Origin of the sequence: Sphingorhabdus sp. YGSMI21, assembly GCF_002776575.1 — a bacterium.
Lineage (GTDB): Bacteria > Pseudomonadota > Alphaproteobacteria > Sphingomonadales > Sphingomonadaceae > Parasphingorhabdus.
The window spans coordinates 3,416,745-3,430,595 of record NZ_CP022548.1 but is presented as its reverse complement, the minus strand read 5'-3'; the positions used below and the strand labels follow the sequence as shown (position 1 = coordinate 3,430,595).

Annotated in this window: 17 protein-coding genes; 8 read left to right on the top strand and 9 right to left on the bottom strand. The window is 58.4% G+C overall.

Going from position 1 to position 13,851, the window contains the following annotated elements:
• Positions 1-47: 47 nt before the first annotated feature.
• A complete protein-coding gene (greA, locus tag CHN51_RS16470; RefSeq protein WP_100094985.1) occupies positions 48-524 on the top strand; it encodes a transcription elongation factor GreA in 477 nt (158 codons plus the stop codon).
• Between the two features lie 5 nt (positions 525-529).
• Positions 530-1,171, top strand: a complete 642-nt coding sequence (locus CHN51_RS16465) for a rhomboid family intramembrane serine protease (RefSeq protein WP_100094984.1) — start codon at positions 530-532, stop codon at positions 1,169-1,171.
• Positions 1,172-1,195: 24 nt separating this feature from the next.
• On the opposite strand, the gene CHN51_RS16460 is transcribed toward CHN51_RS16465, so the two are convergent.
• From CHN51_RS16460 to CHN51_RS16440, 5 genes are all read right to left on the bottom strand, one after another.
• Positions 1,196-1,432 carry a DUF4170 domain-containing protein gene (locus CHN51_RS16460; RefSeq protein ID WP_100094983.1) on the bottom strand — a complete coding sequence of 79 codons (237 nt, stop codon included), beginning with the start codon at positions 1,430-1,432 and terminating at the stop codon, positions 1,196-1,198.
• Entirely contained in the window at positions 1,429-1,968 is a 540-nt protein-coding gene (locus CHN51_RS16455; RefSeq protein ID WP_100094982.1) for a hypothetical protein, read from the bottom strand. Before CHN51_RS16455 ends, CHN51_RS16460 begins: the two co-directional genes overlap by 4 nt.
• A gap of 3 nt (positions 1,969-1,971) precedes the next feature.
• Positions 1,972-2,292 (bottom strand): hypothetical protein, encoded by a 321-nt coding sequence (locus tag CHN51_RS16450; RefSeq protein ID WP_100094981.1) that lies wholly within the window; start codon positions 2,290-2,292, stop codon positions 1,972-1,974.
• 2 nt (positions 2,293-2,294) lie between these two features.
• Positions 2,295-2,678 (bottom strand): phage holin family protein, encoded by a 384-nt coding sequence (locus CHN51_RS16445; RefSeq protein WP_164089256.1) that lies wholly within the window; start codon positions 2,676-2,678, stop codon positions 2,295-2,297.
• A gap of 62 nt (positions 2,679-2,740) precedes the next feature.
• A complete protein-coding gene (locus CHN51_RS16440; protein ID WP_123906343.1) occupies positions 2,741-3,277 on the bottom strand; it encodes a hypothetical protein in 537 nt (178 codons plus the stop codon).
• Between the two features lie 205 nt (positions 3,278-3,482).
• Here CHN51_RS16440 and eno point away from each other — a divergent pair, with 205 nt between their 5' ends.
• The 4 genes from eno to CHN51_RS16420 all read left to right on the top strand — a co-directional run bounded on the left by eno (position 3,483) and on the right by CHN51_RS16420 (position 7,747).
• Positions 3,483-4,757 (top strand): phosphopyruvate hydratase, encoded by a 1,275-nt coding sequence (eno, locus tag CHN51_RS16435; RefSeq protein ID WP_100094978.1) that lies wholly within the window; start codon positions 3,483-3,485, stop codon positions 4,755-4,757.
• A 100-nt stretch (positions 4,758-4,857) separates the two neighbouring features.
• Complete coding sequence (locus CHN51_RS16430) at positions 4,858-5,169, top strand: septum formation initiator family protein (protein WP_100094977.1); 312 nt, start codon at positions 4,858-4,860, stop codon at positions 5,167-5,169.
• Positions 5,170-5,279: 110 nt separating this feature from the next.
• The gene (gene pdhA, locus CHN51_RS16425; RefSeq protein ID WP_240616780.1) at positions 5,280-6,365 is read left to right on the top strand and encodes a pyruvate dehydrogenase (acetyl-transferring) E1 component subunit alpha; all 1,086 of its coding nucleotides are present in this window, start codon (positions 5,280-5,282) and stop codon (positions 6,363-6,365) included.
• A complete protein-coding gene (locus CHN51_RS16420) occupies positions 6,365-7,747 on the top strand; it encodes a pyruvate dehydrogenase complex E1 component subunit beta (protein WP_100094976.1) in 1,383 nt (460 codons plus the stop codon). Before pdhA ends, CHN51_RS16420 begins: the two co-directional genes overlap by 1 nt.
• Positions 7,748-7,769: 22 nt before the next feature.
• On the opposite strand, the gene CHN51_RS16415 is transcribed toward CHN51_RS16420, so the two are convergent.
• From CHN51_RS16415 to CHN51_RS16405, 3 genes are read right to left on the bottom strand one after another with little or no spacing between them, the layout of a single operon-like run.
• The gene (locus CHN51_RS16415) at positions 7,770-8,468 is read right to left on the bottom strand and encodes a pilus assembly protein (protein ID WP_123906342.1); all 699 of its coding nucleotides are present in this window, start codon (positions 8,466-8,468) and stop codon (positions 7,770-7,772) included.
• Entirely contained in the window at positions 8,465-9,073 is a 609-nt protein-coding gene (locus tag CHN51_RS16410) for a TadE family protein (RefSeq protein ID WP_100094974.1), read from the bottom strand. Before CHN51_RS16410 ends, CHN51_RS16415 begins: the two co-directional genes overlap by 4 nt.
• A complete protein-coding gene (locus tag CHN51_RS16405; protein WP_164089254.1) occupies positions 9,073-11,106 on the bottom strand; it encodes a TadE/TadG family type IV pilus assembly protein in 2,034 nt (677 codons plus the stop codon). The genes CHN51_RS16410 and CHN51_RS16405 overlap by 1 nt, the downstream gene beginning before the upstream one ends.
• Before the next feature lie 169 nt (positions 11,107-11,275).
• On the opposite strand from CHN51_RS16405, the gene CHN51_RS16400 reads away from it, so the two are divergent.
• Together CHN51_RS16400 and CHN51_RS16395 are read left to right on the top strand one after the other, a co-directional pair.
• Positions 11,276-11,947, top strand: a complete 672-nt coding sequence (locus tag CHN51_RS16400; RefSeq protein WP_123906341.1) for a hypothetical protein — start codon at positions 11,276-11,278, stop codon at positions 11,945-11,947.
• Positions 11,948-11,985: 38 nt separating this feature from the next.
• Positions 11,986-12,444 carry a hypothetical protein gene (locus tag CHN51_RS16395; protein ID WP_100094971.1) on the top strand — a complete coding sequence of 153 codons (459 nt, stop codon included), beginning with the start codon at positions 11,986-11,988 and terminating at the stop codon, positions 12,442-12,444.
• Here CHN51_RS16395 and trmFO read toward each other — a convergent pair.
• The gene (gene trmFO, locus CHN51_RS16390; RefSeq protein ID WP_100094970.1) at positions 12,441-13,793 is read right to left on the bottom strand and encodes a methylenetetrahydrofolate--tRNA-(uracil(54)-C(5))-methyltransferase (FADH(2)-oxidizing) TrmFO; all 1,353 of its coding nucleotides are present in this window, start codon (positions 13,791-13,793) and stop codon (positions 12,441-12,443) included. The genes CHN51_RS16395 and trmFO overlap by 4 nt on opposite strands.
• Positions 13,794-13,851 lie beyond the last annotated feature (58 nt).

Sequence of the window (13,851 nt, the reverse complement as noted above, 5' to 3'; positions counted from 1 at the left end):
ACGCTGCACGGCAGAAATCGGCAGCGTATCAGTAAGGAAAGGCCAATATAATGGCTGTTGAAAAAGTACCAATGCTCGCCGAAGGCCACGCCAAAATGGAGGCCGAACTCAAGGCGCTGAAAGCGGAGCGTCCGATCATCGTCGACGCGATCGAAACCGCGCGGGCGCATGGCGATCTCTCGGAAAATGCGGAATATCACGCCGCCAAGGAACGGCAGGGCCAGGTCGAAGCGACGATTGGCGATCTCGAAGACAAATTGTCCCGCGCCCAGGTCATTGATCCGAAGACCCTGTCCGGCGACAAGGCTGTGTTCGGCGCAACGCTGACCCTGCTCGATGAAGACGACAAGCCGGTGAAATATCAGCTGGTCGGCCAGGCGGAAGCCGATGCCAAAGCCGGCAAGATCAGCTATAACTCGCCGATTGGCCGGGCCCTGATCGGGCGCAGCGTCGGCGACGAGATCGAAGTGACCGTGCCGTCCGGCGACAAATATTTCCTGCTCGACAAGATCGAGTTCATCTAGACCCCATGCATATTCCGGCTGGGAAACTGACCAACGGCCTGATCATCGCCAATGTGGTGATCTTTCTGTTGATCTGGATTTTCGGCTGGGAGCAGGAGGCGGTGCTGCGCGGCGGCATGTTTCCGGTCCGGCTGAGTGGTGAACTGACCGACCTGTCGGCCTATGGCTGGATGGTGCCGGCCTGGCTGACGCCCTTGTCGTCGGCTTTCCTGCACAGCGGCTTCGTCCACCTGGGTTTCAATATGGTGATGCTGCTGTTCTGCGGCCGCTATGTCGAAGAGGCACTGGGACCGCAGCTTATGGCGCTTCTCTATGTCGCAGGCGCTTATGCGGCGGCCTTTGCCGAATTTGCCGCGCACAGAGATTCGATGGTCCCTATCATCGGGGCCAGCGGCGCGATATCGGCTATACTGGGCGCTTATGCGCTGCTCTTCGCGCGCAACCGGGTCGATGCAGTGGGGCCGATTCCAAGCCATATCGTGCGGATCATCTGGCTGACCCTGGCGTGGATCGCGATTCAGCTGATGATCGGCTTCGCAACCCGTGGCAGTCTCCAGGGCATTGCGATTTTTGCGCATATCGGTGGTTTTGTGGCCGGACTGGTGCTGACCCGGCCGTTGCTGGAATGGCGTTTCCGCAGCGCCTAGACGCCGCGATCCGCGCGTTTTTATTCAGTCTTCCAGCGGAACATCCGGCTCGAGCAGCTTGTGCAGGTGGACAACCACATATTTCATTTCCGCGTCGTCAACCGTCATCTGGGCCTTTGAACGCCACGCGTCCTCGGCTTCCTCATAGTCGGGATAGACGCCGACCAGATCGATCTTGTCGAGATTGACAAATTCCAGTCCGCGCGGATCCTTGACCCGTCCGCCCATGACCAGATGCATTTTGCTGCGTTGTTCGTTCATTTCTTGCCCTGATGTTCTTCTTTTACCGCATCTTGTGCTGCGGCCATCGCGGTCTTAGCAGCCTCGATCGCTTTGCCAAACATATCTTTGAACTGTTCGCGCATATTGTCGTTGGTCAGGCCGAGCTCGCCAATCTGGTCGCGGCTGGCATCCTTGGCCGCCTGATAGGCGGTTTTTGCCGTTTCGTTGATCTTGCGCCCGGCGGCGCCGACATATTTGCCTTCGGCCTTGCTCTTAGGCAGCAGCACGCCGATCAGCACGCCCAGAGCCGCTCCACCGGCGACGATGGCCAGCGGGCTGTTGGTGATCGTCTCTTCGGATTTTTCGACGGCCTTCTTGGCAACATCCCTGGTCGCGGCGACGCGTTCCGCCGCTTTCTCGCGGCCTTCGCCGAGCAGGGCTGCCGCGCGGGCCTTGCTGGCCGACATTTTCTCGCGGGCAACGGCGGAGCTTTCCGTTGCCTTTTCCCTCGCCGATTCGAGCCGTTCGCGGGATGCTGCACGGGCCTTGTCGATATTGTCGGTCAGTTTGTTCATAGTCTATTCCTCGGTTTGATCCGGCTCGGATGCTTTGCGGTTGGCGATGAGTCTGGCAATCGGCCTGCGCATCGCGATCAGGGTCGCGGTGGCGGCGACGGTTGCAGTGAGTCCCGGGTGAGCCCTGACGCCGTCGATCGCGTTCGCCCCGGCTTTCCGAACGCGCTCGGCTGCATTATGCTTTGCTTCGGCCATCAGATTTTCCGGTTTCAGCCGCGTTTTGGCTTCCGCTGTATCACGCTTCAGATTGGCGCGCGCCTGGTCGCGGTTGATCGCCAGATTGCGCAGGCTGAATATATCGTCATTCTTGTTCGGCATTGTCATTCTCACGCATCCGTTTCGTCCAGCGGCAGCTTTTTCGCCCTTTTGATCGCCATTCTCATGGTAACCGCAGCCACAAGCAAAGCCAAACCTGTTACAATGGCTGTAGCCGCCAGGGGACCAACATATTCTGACAGAACCAGCAATATGCCAAGGATGAAAGCGATGATGGCCATCGATCCGCAGATAATCGCAACGCCCGCAAGCGCGACAACACGCTTGGTTGCCGCCATATTGACCGACAGTTTCACCCGATAATATTCGACTTCGGCATGCGCCAAAATACGCACGTCCTCTATCAGGCCGGCGAGCTGGGATTTTAGCGATTTAGGTTCCGGCTCGTCCGCAAATGTAGCTGCGGTGTCGGCGGAAAGATGGTCCTCATCCAAAACTGGAATTTCCTTGTCCTGCAACATCCGTCACCCGTGAATATGGTGACGCCATGCTACACTCATGCGTCGTTATCATCCATCCCTGATTTGATCAGACGGGATACGAGAAATCCGACCACTGCGGCCGCGCCGATCGCCACTGCTGGGCTCTTGCGAACATATTCGCGCGCGTCTTCGACAATTTCGTCGACTTCCTTGGAATTCAGCTTCTCGGCAAAGGAAGAGACGGCATCAGCGGCCGAGCGGGCGTAGTTGCCATATTTCTCGCCGACATTGTCGTCGATCGTCTTGGCACTGTCCTCGATCATCCGGCTCAGATTCTCGATCGCGGTGCCGGTACGTTCCTTGCCCTGGCTGGCAGCCGACTTGGCTTTGCTCAGCGCGCGGTCCTTGAAATCACTCGTTGTCTCGGTTTTCGTCGCTGCAGCCTTGGTCGCACCGGCTTTCAGCGGGGCGGCTTTCTGGGCCCTGGTCGTGCGCTGTTCCGAAGTGTCCTTTGTCGCCGCCGGCTTTTTTGCCGTCGCTTTTTTCGCGGCGGGCTTTTTCGCTGCGGCTTTTGCCGGCGCCTTTTCGGTTGATTTCTTGACGTCTGCCATGATCAATATTCCTTCTTCATTTGTTTCTTGCCAACACTCCGCAAGCGGAAAGCGTTCCAATTGCGGTCCCCTTATATTCGACATGGTATCATTTGCTTCGGAATCAAGGGCGAAAGCAGCGATAAAAGCGGTTCAATGGATTGCAAGAAGCCGGTCATCGCTATAAGGCCGTGGCCAACATTTGTCCTTCAAACGGAGCCCCATCATGACCGCAATTATCGATCTTCATGCCCGCCAGATCCTGGATAGCCGGGGCAACCCGACGGTTGAAGTCGATATCTTGCTGGAAGACGGCAGCTTTGGCCGGGCAGCGGTTCCGTCCGGCGCCTCCACCGGCGCCTATGAAGCGGTCGAACTGCGCGATGGCGACAAGAGCAAATATCTCGGCAAGGGCGTCCTCAAGGCGATCGAAGCGGTCAATGGCGAGATCAAGGAAGCGCTGACCGATCTGGATGCCGAGGACCAGGAAGAACTGGACGCGGCGATGATCGCGCTCGACGGTACGCCTAACAAGGCGCGGCTTGGCGCCAACGCGATTTTGGGCGTCAGCCTAGCGGCGGCGAAAGCTGCGGCTGATGCGCGCGGCTTGCCGCTCTACCGTTATGTCGGTGGCGTCTCGGCGCATGTTCTGCCGGTGCCGATGATGAACATCATCAACGGCGGCGAGCATGCCGACAACCCGATCGATTTCCAGGAATTCATGGTCATGCCGGTCGGTGCCGACAGCCTGTCGGAAGCCGTGCGCTGGGGGTCGGAAATTTTCCATACGTTGAAAAAAGGCCTGTCCGAAAAAGGACTGGCGACTGCGGTAGGCGACGAGGGCGGTTTTGCACCCAATCTCGGCTCCACCCGCGAAGCGCTCGACTTCATCATGGCGTCGGTCGAAAAGGCAGGCTTCAAGATCGGTGACGAAGTGGTGCTGGCGCTCGATTGCGCCGCAACCGAGTTTTTCCGCGACGGCAAATATCATATCTCGGGCGAGGGCAAGGTGCTCAGCCCTGCAGAAATGTCGGACTATCTGGCGGCCCTGTGCAAGGACTATCCGATCAAGTCGATCGAGGACGGCATGTCGGAAGATGATTTCGAAGGCTGGAAGCTGATCACCGATGCGGTTGGCGATAGTGTGCAGCTGGTCGGTGATGATCTGTTTGTCACCAATCCCGAGCGTCTGTCGATGGGTATCAACGACGGTCTGGCCAATTCGCTGCTGGTGAAGGTCAACCAGATCGGAACACTTTCGGAAACGCTCGCGGCGGTGCGGATGGCGCATAATGCATCCTATACCGCAGTGATGTCGCACCGTTCCGGCGAAACCGAAGATTCGACCATTGCCGATCTCGCCGTCGCGACCAATTGCGGACAGATCAAAACCGGTAGTCTGGCGCGATCGGACCGGCTGGCGAAATATAACCAGCTGATCCGGATCGAGGAAGAATTGGGCAGTGTCGCACATTATGCGGGACGCTCGATCTTCAACTGATCGCCGGTTCCTCGTTAATGCGGGGCGCTTGGGCGCTGATCGCCCAAAATGGATATTAACGCACTTGCCAGCGAATCACTTTTCTGATTCAAGGTGATCCATGGCGCAGCACGAAAAAATTTCAGGTCTGATCAAGGCGGCTCTCGGGCCAGGCTTCGCCCTGATGACTCTGCTTGCCATTGCCGGCTATGCCGTGCTCGGGCCAACCGGCGTTCTGGCCTGGGGCGAATATCAGGCAAAACTGGAACAGCGCGGCGTCGAACTGGCCAAGCTGGAAGCCGAGCGGGACGCGCTGAGGAACAGGGTCGAACTGCTCGATCCGCGTGGCGCCGATCCGGACCTGATCGGCGAACTGTTGCGCAAGAAGGTGAATGTCATCCATCCGGACGAGATCATCGTTCCGTTGAAATAGCGGCCAGCCGCTGGAATTCGCTTATTTAATCGCGCGCTGAACCTAAGTGCTTGGGTAACGCAAAAGTTTTGGCTATGCTATTTGCTAGTCAAAAAAAGGATCCCGCTCGCGTGGCAAAAGCTCCCCGGAAAACCACCCCAGCCAAAAAAACCACAGCGCCAAAGCGCGCACCCGCAAAGCCCAAGCCGGTCGTCCATTCGACCGGTGGCCTGAAGGCACCGATCTACAAGGCCAGCAAGGCGGAAATGCTGGATTTCTACGAGCAGATGCTGCTCATACGCCGCTTCGAGGAAAAGGCGGGCCAGCTCTATGGCCTCGGTCTGATCGGCGGTTTCTGCCATCTCTACATCGGCCAGGAAGCGGTTGTCACCGGACTGCAGTCGGCGATCAATCCGGGCAAGGACAGCGTCATTACCGGCTATCGCGATCACGGCCATATGCTGGCCTGCGGTATCGACCCGAATATCGTGATGGCCGAGCTGACCGGCCGCGCTTCGGGCATATCGAAAGGCAAGGGCGGCTCGATGCACATGTTCTCGGTCGAACATGGTTTCTACGGCGGCCACGGTATCGTCGGCGCGCAGGTGTCGCTCGGCACTGGTCTCGCCTTCGCCCATAAATATAAGGAAGACGGCGGCGTCTGCCTGGCCTATTTCGGCGACGGCGCTTCCAACCAGGGGCAGGTCTACGAAAGTTTCAACATGGCCGAACTCTGGCAGCTGCCGGTGATCTTCGTGATCGAGAATAACCAATATGCCATGGGCACCAGCGTCAACCGCTCGTCCGCCGAAGACCAGCTCTACCGGCGCGGTGAAAGCTTCCGCATTCCCGGCGTGCAGGTTGACGGCATGGATGTGCTGGCGGTCCGCGGTGCGGTCGAAGAAGTGCTGAAGGATGTGCGCAGCGGCGGCGGCCCGGTTCTGATGGAACTCAAAACCTATCGCTATCGCGGCCATTCGATGTCCGATCCGGCCAAATATCGCAGCCGCGACGAGGTGCAGGACGTGCGCGAGAAATCCGATCCGATCGAGCGGCTGAAGGCGGCGCTGCTGAAACAGGGCGTGGCGGAAGAAGATCTGAAAGCTATGGACAAAAAGGTCCGGAAAACCGTGATGGAGGCGGCGGACTTCGCTGAAGAATCCCCTGAACCGGAATTGTCCGAACTCTATACTGACGTGCTGGTGGAGCAATATTGATGGCTATCCAATTGAAAATGCCCGCCCTTTCGCCGACCATGGAAGAAGGCACATTGGCCAAATGGTTCGTCAAGGAAGGCGATGAAGTCAGCTCCGGCGATATTTTGGCGGAGATTGAAACCGACAAGGCGACAATGGAATTCGAAGCCGTCGACGAAGGCGTGATCTCGAAAATCCTGGTCGCGGCCGGAACCGACGAGGTCGCGGTCGGCACCGTGATCGCCGAAATGACCGGTGAAGACGAAGAGGCCGGCTCTGAGGCCGAACCGGCTCCAACAGCCACAGCCCGGGAAGAGTCCAAGCCCGAACCCGCGGAAGAAGCCAAGCCCGAGATCATGGAGGTCGCGCCGTCGGCTCCGGTCTCGCGGGCTGATGACCCGTCGGTTCCGGCGGGCACGGCAATGGCCTCGATCACCGTGCGGGAAGCCCTGCGCGATGCGATGGCGGAAGAAATGCGCAAGGATGACACGGTCTTTGTGATGGGTGAGGAAGTCGCCGAATATCAGGGCGCCTACAAGGTGACCCAGGGGCTGCTCGACGAATTTGGTGCGAAGCGGGTGATCGATACGCCGATCACCGAACATGGTTTTGCCGGCATTGGTGCCGGTGCGGCGATGGGCGGGTTGAAGCCGATTGTCGAGTTTATGACCTTCAACTTCGCGATGCAGGCGATCGACCAGATCATCAACTCGGCGGCGAAGACCAATTATATGTCCGGCGGCCAGATGCGCTGCCCGATCGTTTTCCGTGGCCCCAATGGCGCGGCATCGCGGGTCGGCGCGCAGCACAGCCAGAATTACGGTCCCTGGTACGCGTCCGTTCCCGGCCTGATCGTTATCGCGCCTTATGATGCAGCCGACGCCAAGGGCTTGCTCAAGGCAGCGATCCAGACTCCCGATCCGGTTGTGTTTCTGGAGAATGAGCTGCTCTATGGGCGCTCGTTCGAAGTGCCGGAGATCGAGGATTATACGCTGCCGATCGGCAAGGCGCGGATCATGCGCGAAGGCAGCGATGTGACTATCGTCAGCTATTCGATCGGCGTCGGTCTGGCGCTGGAAGCGGCGGACAATCTGGCGGGCGAGGGGATAGAGGCAGAGGTCATCGACCTGCGCACGCTGCGGCCGCTGGATACCGAAACCGTGCTGAAGAGCCTGGCCAAGACGAATCGCATGGTGGTCGCCGAGGAAGGCTGGCCGACCTGTTCAATCGCGAGCGAAATTGTCGCGCTGTGCATGGAGCAGGGCTTCGATGATCTCGACGCGCCGGTGATGCGGGTGACGAACGAGGACGTGCCTTTGCCTTATGCCGCCAATCTGGAGAAAGCGGCGCTGATCGACAGCGCGCGGATCATCGCGGCGGTGAAGAAGGTTTGCTACAAATAGAGTCGCGCTGTTCTAACCGGGTCTAGTTGACGCCGTCATAGACATTGCAGTTGGCAACCGGATCGCTGCCCGTCTGGTTGTATATCTGCGTCAGGTCCCGGCGATCGCGCACATTGAAGGCTCCGCGCGTCGTGATCGTGCGGGTGCTGGTGAAGGTGCTCGATATCAGCGGCTGATAGTCGTAGGAAATTTCGACGAAAATCACGGCCTGTCCGTCGGGTGCGGTTACCTTGGCACCGGTGGGTCCCATGCCGTTGACCGGGCGGGAGGCCGAATTGGCTCCTGCAGTGCCATAGCTGGACTGGTGGACTTTCTTGCCCTTGCAGCGCTGCCATTTGATATATTGGCCGCCATCGCTGTGCTTTTCGAGACTGCTGATGATGACCCGGCCATGTTCGAATATATCGATATATTTACCCGCCTGGCGATCCGCGCCGACAAACAGGTCGTTGATGTCGCTTTCGTAAATCTTCTTTTCGGACAACAGCGAGCCTTCGCCGATACGCGAGGCGTTGTCGGCGGCGTGCATGGAAATCTGGTTCACCCGCATCCGCACCATCGCGACATTGGCAATCTCTGCGCCATACATGCCGATACCCATTAATATCGGCAGCGAATAGGCCAGTTCGATGAGCGCAAGGCCGCTGGTATTGACCGCGAGAGCGGACAAAGTGCGTTTGACGGACAGCAAGGGCTTCCACCGGCGGAGTTTCCTGTTCAACTGCAATTCTTTATCCCTCCCCGGTCAGACTGTTCACCGAATGGCTGGTTCCGGACAACGGTGCTGGCCTGAATGACTTCGTCCTGTGACAGCCCGATCAGCTCGGCCATGGGAAACAGCCGCGGGTAAGTCACCTTGACGGTGTAGAGAACGGCATCCTTGGCATTGCCCTGTCCGGTGGCGCCGCGGTCGGCGTCCCAGCTGTCATTGCCATTGACGTCGTCATAAGGCTCGCCATTATTGCACTCACCGTCACCATTATTGTCGGTAAAATCTTCCGGCTGCGCGACGTCGGAAAAGTCGCTGTAATTCTTCCGCGTAAATTCAAAGTCCGAAACCGGTTCCGGCTGCACGACGGGCAGCATCAGTTCCTTGACCCGATCATCGATCGAGCTGGCATTTGCCGAGCCGTCGTCAAGACTGGCATCGCGGGCCGCTTTCTGCACCGAACCCTGCAGGATCGCCGTCGCGTAAATCCGGTGCCCGAGATCCAGCATGCCCATGATCAACAGGATGAGGACCGGCGCGACCAGCGCGAATTCAACCAGCGCTGCACCGGCATCATCCCTTTTGAGGGCGCGGTATTTGGTCAGGAAATTCCGCATCAGTTGGTCAGTCTCAGTTGCGAGATGTCGTTCGCGATGGAGCGGAAATTGGTCAGCAGCTCGGCGCTGTTGCTGGCGTTGTAGAATTTCCCGGAAGTGGCGCAATTGCGCAGGTTGGTTATCGAACCAGCGCTCACGCCATTGCCGAAGGAGACCACCCACAAGGTGATATTCTTGTTCTTGATCGCGTTGCACATCGCCAGGAAACGGCTGTTGACCTGGGTCGTCAGATCACTGGTCGATGGCGCGCTGTTCGCCGAAGTTCTGCGGCGATCATACCATTCCACCCCGTAGGACGTATATTGCGTGCTGCTGGTCACGGTGTCGCCGTCGGTCATGAAGATCAGGTGACGGTCGATCGCTCCGCCGGTATCCGATGCGGCATTTTCCGAAGAGAAAATTCCGGTCGGCGACAGCAGGCGCGCGCCCCAGATCAGCCCGATATCATGATAGGTGCTGCCGATAGCATCGAGATCATCCAGATAGGCATCGAAATCGGATGGTGTATCCCAGCGCTGCAATTTGCGGGCTTCGTTCGCACAAGTATAACTAAAGTTGCGGCTCAGATTGTTGGATGTGGAGACCGTTCCGCTGGTCCGGTTGCCATAATTGTCATATCTGCCCCAGACCGCAGTCTCAAGAAGCGGGCCCCATTGGGTGGCGGGATCGCCAGTGGTCGGCATGCGGTCGATGTCGAGATCATAGGCTGCAACCGGTATCGGGCTGAAACTGGTGGTCCTGACGGTTTGCCGTTCTTCAATACAGCCGTCCCAGGATACGCCGGTATCCAGACCCTCGTTGCCGACGGGTAGATCGACCGAACCGTTCCACGTCGATCCCCCGGCCTTCAGGCCGCTGACGTTGAAGGTGACTGGCTTGTAATCATAATGCGAAAACACCTGCTGCTGTTCATATACTGGCGTATTGACCTGCCGATATTCACGTTGCTCGACAATGTCCCGCGTCCGCAGTCTGATTTGGCACCGATCGTTCCGGCTGCTGTAGCTGGTGCTATAATCATATCTGCTGCCTCTTACGTCGGTATACCAACGGGTGATCTGCTGACCGCCCGACGTCCAGGTATATTCATTATATCTGGACCCTTCCGAATCCGACATATCGTCATAATCTTCGGGCTGAAGGTCATTGCAGGCGTTTCTGTTGCGGACATCATAATGGGTGTCGATCGTTGATCTGCCGCTCCAGCCGCCATCGTAATAGAATGTGCTGCCATAGAGATATGGTGTTCCCGGCGTATAATCGACGACGACATTTTCCAGCCGGGTTACCGCCTCGCGCGACTGGTAGGTCCAGCGGTCGGCAATATAATCATTGGGCAGAAGCTTTCCGACATTCACATTGGTGCTGTAGGGAACGAAGCCGAAGCGAAGATGGGCCGTGTTCTCGCTGCCCGCAGCCGGTGTCGATCCGCAATCCTCGTCGCTATTTCTTTTTGCCAGGGTTTCGTAGAAACATTTCACTGCCGAACGCAGTCCGCGAATTCTGGCGTTTGAAGCTTCTCTGTTGCCGTTGTTGCTGCAATAGGAAGAGCCGGTGTCCGGACAGTTCATCGAGCCGGTCGTATCCAGAACGAACATGACGTCGGTATTGGGAATGCTCATCGAAGCATCGCATTCGACGGACACATCCTTGGTACCGAAGCCGAACATCTGCATCACCGCCATGTCGACTTTCACCGAGGCAATGCCGGTTACCGTTCCGGCATTTTCGGAAAAGGAGGATGTCCCGTCATAGGATCCGAAGGCATCGGTCTCGAAATTGGCCTTGAACATATTCTGGGCGGATGTGTTGCTGGTTGCGGTCCAGTTGCCGCTGCCCATCTGGCGCCGGCCCGCCAGCGCGCCGGCATCGCATGCCTGCTGCAGACGCGTCTGCACCAGATAGATACGGCTGACATCGACACCACCGCCGATCATGGCGGCAAGCGGGAATATCGCCATGCCGGCCATGGCAAGCGTGTTGCCGGCAGTATTTGAACGCAGCTCTTGCAAAAAAGACTTCGCTGTTTTCATCTTGTTCCTGTTAACCATGCCATGCCCTTGATTTATATGCGAACAGCAGCGCCATCCCATTTCAGTGCGGTGTGCCTGATAGCGAGAAAAGGGTTAGTGACGGCGCAATAGGCATGGTTAAGACCATGTTTACCTTGATTTTTCGCAGAAAACCGTTGACGCCACGTCCATGTCTGACACGGTTTTACAACTGGAACCTATCCACAGGTTGATTCACGCTTATGCAAAGCAGGGGCAACGGCCCCGATACGCTTTGCTGTTCGCGCTCGATGCCCGTTTCGCCGATATAATCCGGTCGACTTCGGAAATATTGATTGGACAGATGCGGTTAACCTGGTGGCGTGATATTTTAACCAAGCCGGCGGCGGAGAGACCGGCGGGCGAACCGCTGGTCGCTGAGCTCAATATGCTTGAGGAACAGGGAGAGAATCTTGCGCCGCTTCTGACGTTGCTCGATGGCTGGGAAGCGATGCTGGACGACTTCCCCTGGGGCGACCGCGAGTTTGACAATTATTCTGCCGCGCGCGGTCGTGGCTTCTTCGCGTTCGGACTCGCGGATGAGCAATTACTGAACCCCCGGCAGGCTGAACTGGCGCGGGCCTGGGCCCTGTGGGATTTTGCCCGTCATTGTTCGGATGCCGGGATGCGGCAATCGGCGTTCGATCGCTGCAGCACCATCGTGAAATCCCAGGGCGCACCGGATTTTGACAGAAGCGGACGACCGCTCTCAATCCTCTGCAAACTGATGATCCACGATGTTAGAAAGGGGCAACTGGCTGCCGATCTTTATAGTCCGGCCAGCGCCGCGCGTATCATCTGGCACGGGATTGCTGGCCGCTAGACCCTGGACCGGTCGCCGCTCCACAGCGGATTGGGCCCATGACAAAATTTCTCGCCGGTGCCGCCGGGATGTTGCTGCTGCTGACCGCAGGCCTGTTTCTGTGGATCGGGGCGGAGGGCCAGGATATTCCGATACCCGAGGCACCGCCACCGCCGGAACAGCCTGATCCCGAAATCCTGCCGGTTGCCGACCCGGACGCCGAGACGGTCGGGCCGACGCCGCCGGAAGCCTATAAGGCGACGCGGGAGGAAATGCGGTTCAACCGCTATGACCGCAATCGCGACGAGGCGATCACCCGTCTGGAAATGATGAGCAGCCGGACCGACGCGTTCCGCAAGCTGGATACGGACGGCAACAATCTGCTGACCTTCGAGGAATGGGCGATTTCCACCAGCGAGCGCTTTGCCGGCGCGGACAGCGATGGAAACGGCCGGCTGACCCGCACGGAATTCCGGACGACAAGGCCGAAACGATCAGTGTCGCGGTGCAAATGCTAGGCGAGTTGCACGCCCTCTGACGACAGGGGTTGCAGCCATTGGGCGAAATCGGTCCGGGCTCTGGTCGTATAGGCTTCCTTGCGTTCCTTCTTCTTGATCCGCTGCTCGAAGGGCGGGAAAAGACCGAAGTTGACGTTCATCGGCTGATAGTCGCGCGCATCGGCACCGCCGGTGATATGGGACAGCAATGCGCCGAACGCGGTGGTCTGCGGGGGCAGGGTGAAGGGCTCGCCGCGGATTTCTGCTGCGACCATCCGGCCAACCATCAGCCCGACCGCCGAACTTTCGACATAGCCTTCGCAGCCGGTGATCTGTCCGGCAAAGCGGATATGCGGCGCTTTTTTGAGGCGCAATTCCTGGTCGAGCAGTTTTGGCGCGTTGATGAACGTGTTGCGGTGCAGTCCGCCCATCCGCGCGAATTCGGCATTTTCGAGGCCGGGAATCGTCTTGAGCAATTCCGCCTGCGCGCCATATTTGAGCTTGGTCTGGAAGCCGACTATGTTCCACAGCGTGCCGAGCGCATTGTCCTGCCGCAACTGGACCACGGCATAGGCGCTCTCGCCGGTATGGGCGTTGGTCAGTCCGACCGGCTTCATCGGGCCAAAGCGCAATGTTTCCGGACCGCGCGAGGCCATGACTTCGATCGGCATACAGCCTTCGAAATAGGGCGTATTCTTTTCCCATTCCTTGAAGTCGGTTTTCTCGCCGTCGAGCAGGCCCTGGATGAAGGCTTCATATTGCTCGCGGGTCATCGGGCAGTTGATATAATCCTTGCCGTCGCCTTCCGGTCCGACCTTGTCCCAGCGCGACTGCATCCAAGCGATGTCCATGTTGATGCTGTCCTTATAGACGATCGGGGCAATGGCATCGAAAAAGGCGAGGGAGTCCTCTCCCGTTGCCGCGCCGATGCTCTCGGCCAAGGTCATGGCGGTAAGCGGTCCCGTAGCGACGATGGTCAGTCCGCTTTCGGGCAGCTGGTCGATTCGCTCGCGCACCACCTCGATATTGGGATGTTCGCTCAGCCGCTTGGTTACGCCTTCCGAAAAATGATCGCGGTCGACAGCCAGCGCCGATCCGGCGGGCAGGCGGTGCTTGTCGCCTTCGCCGATGATGATCGAATTGAGGTCGCGCATTTCCTGATGCAGCAGGCCGACGGCGTTTTTCTCCGCGTCATCGGAGCGGAAGCTGTTCGAGCAAACCAGTTCGGCCAGACCCTCGGTCTGATGGGCCGGGGTCATGTCGCCGCCACCCCGCATCTCGGAAAGGCGGACTTTTACGCCCTGTTCCGCGAGTTGCCATGCTGCTTCCGACCCGGCGAGTCCGCCGCCGATAATATGTACTTGTGTCATGCGCGCCTTAGTGTTGCGCCAGCGCCGCAATGTCAATCTGGCAGTCCGGCTTGTTGCA

Coding starts and splice junctions, on each gene's coding strand:
- CHN51_RS16465 (WP_100094984.1), top strand. CDS start 530: ATGCATATTCCGGCTGGGAAACTGACCAACGGCCTGATCATCGCCAAT.
- CHN51_RS16460 (WP_100094983.1), bottom strand. CDS start 1,432: ATGAACGAACAACGCAGCAAAATGCATCTGGTCATGGGCGGACGGGTC.
- CHN51_RS16455 (WP_100094982.1), bottom strand. CDS start 1,968: ATGAACAAACTGACCGACAATATCGACAAGGCCCGTGCAGCATCCCGC.
- CHN51_RS16450 (WP_100094981.1), bottom strand. CDS start 2,292: ATGACAATGCCGAACAAGAATGACGATATATTCAGCCTGCGCAATCTG.
- CHN51_RS16440 (WP_123906343.1), bottom strand. CDS start 3,277: ATGGCAGACGTCAAGAAATCAACCGAAAAGGCGCCGGCAAAAGCCGCA.
- eno (WP_100094978.1), top strand. CDS start 3,483: ATGACCGCAATTATCGATCTTCATGCCCGCCAGATCCTGGATAGCCGG.
- CHN51_RS16430 (WP_100094977.1), top strand. CDS start 4,858: ATGGCGCAGCACGAAAAAATTTCAGGTCTGATCAAGGCGGCTCTCGGG.
- CHN51_RS16420 (WP_100094976.1), top strand. CDS start 6,365: ATGGCTATCCAATTGAAAATGCCCGCCCTTTCGCCGACCATGGAAGAA.
- CHN51_RS16410 (WP_100094974.1), bottom strand. CDS start 9,073: ATGCGGAATTTCCTGACCAAATACCGCGCCCTCAAAAGGGATGATGCC.
- CHN51_RS16405 (WP_164089254.1), bottom strand. CDS start 11,106: ATGAAAACAGCGAAGTCTTTTTTGCAAGAGCTGCGTTCAAATACTGCC.
- CHN51_RS16400 (WP_123906341.1), top strand. CDS start 11,276: ATGTCTGACACGGTTTTACAACTGGAACCTATCCACAGGTTGATTCAC.
- CHN51_RS16395 (WP_100094971.1), top strand. CDS start 11,986: ATGACAAAATTTCTCGCCGGTGCCGCCGGGATGTTGCTGCTGCTGACC.
- trmFO (WP_100094970.1), bottom strand. CDS start 13,793: ATGACACAAGTACATATTATCGGCGGCGGACTCGCCGGGTCGGAAGCA.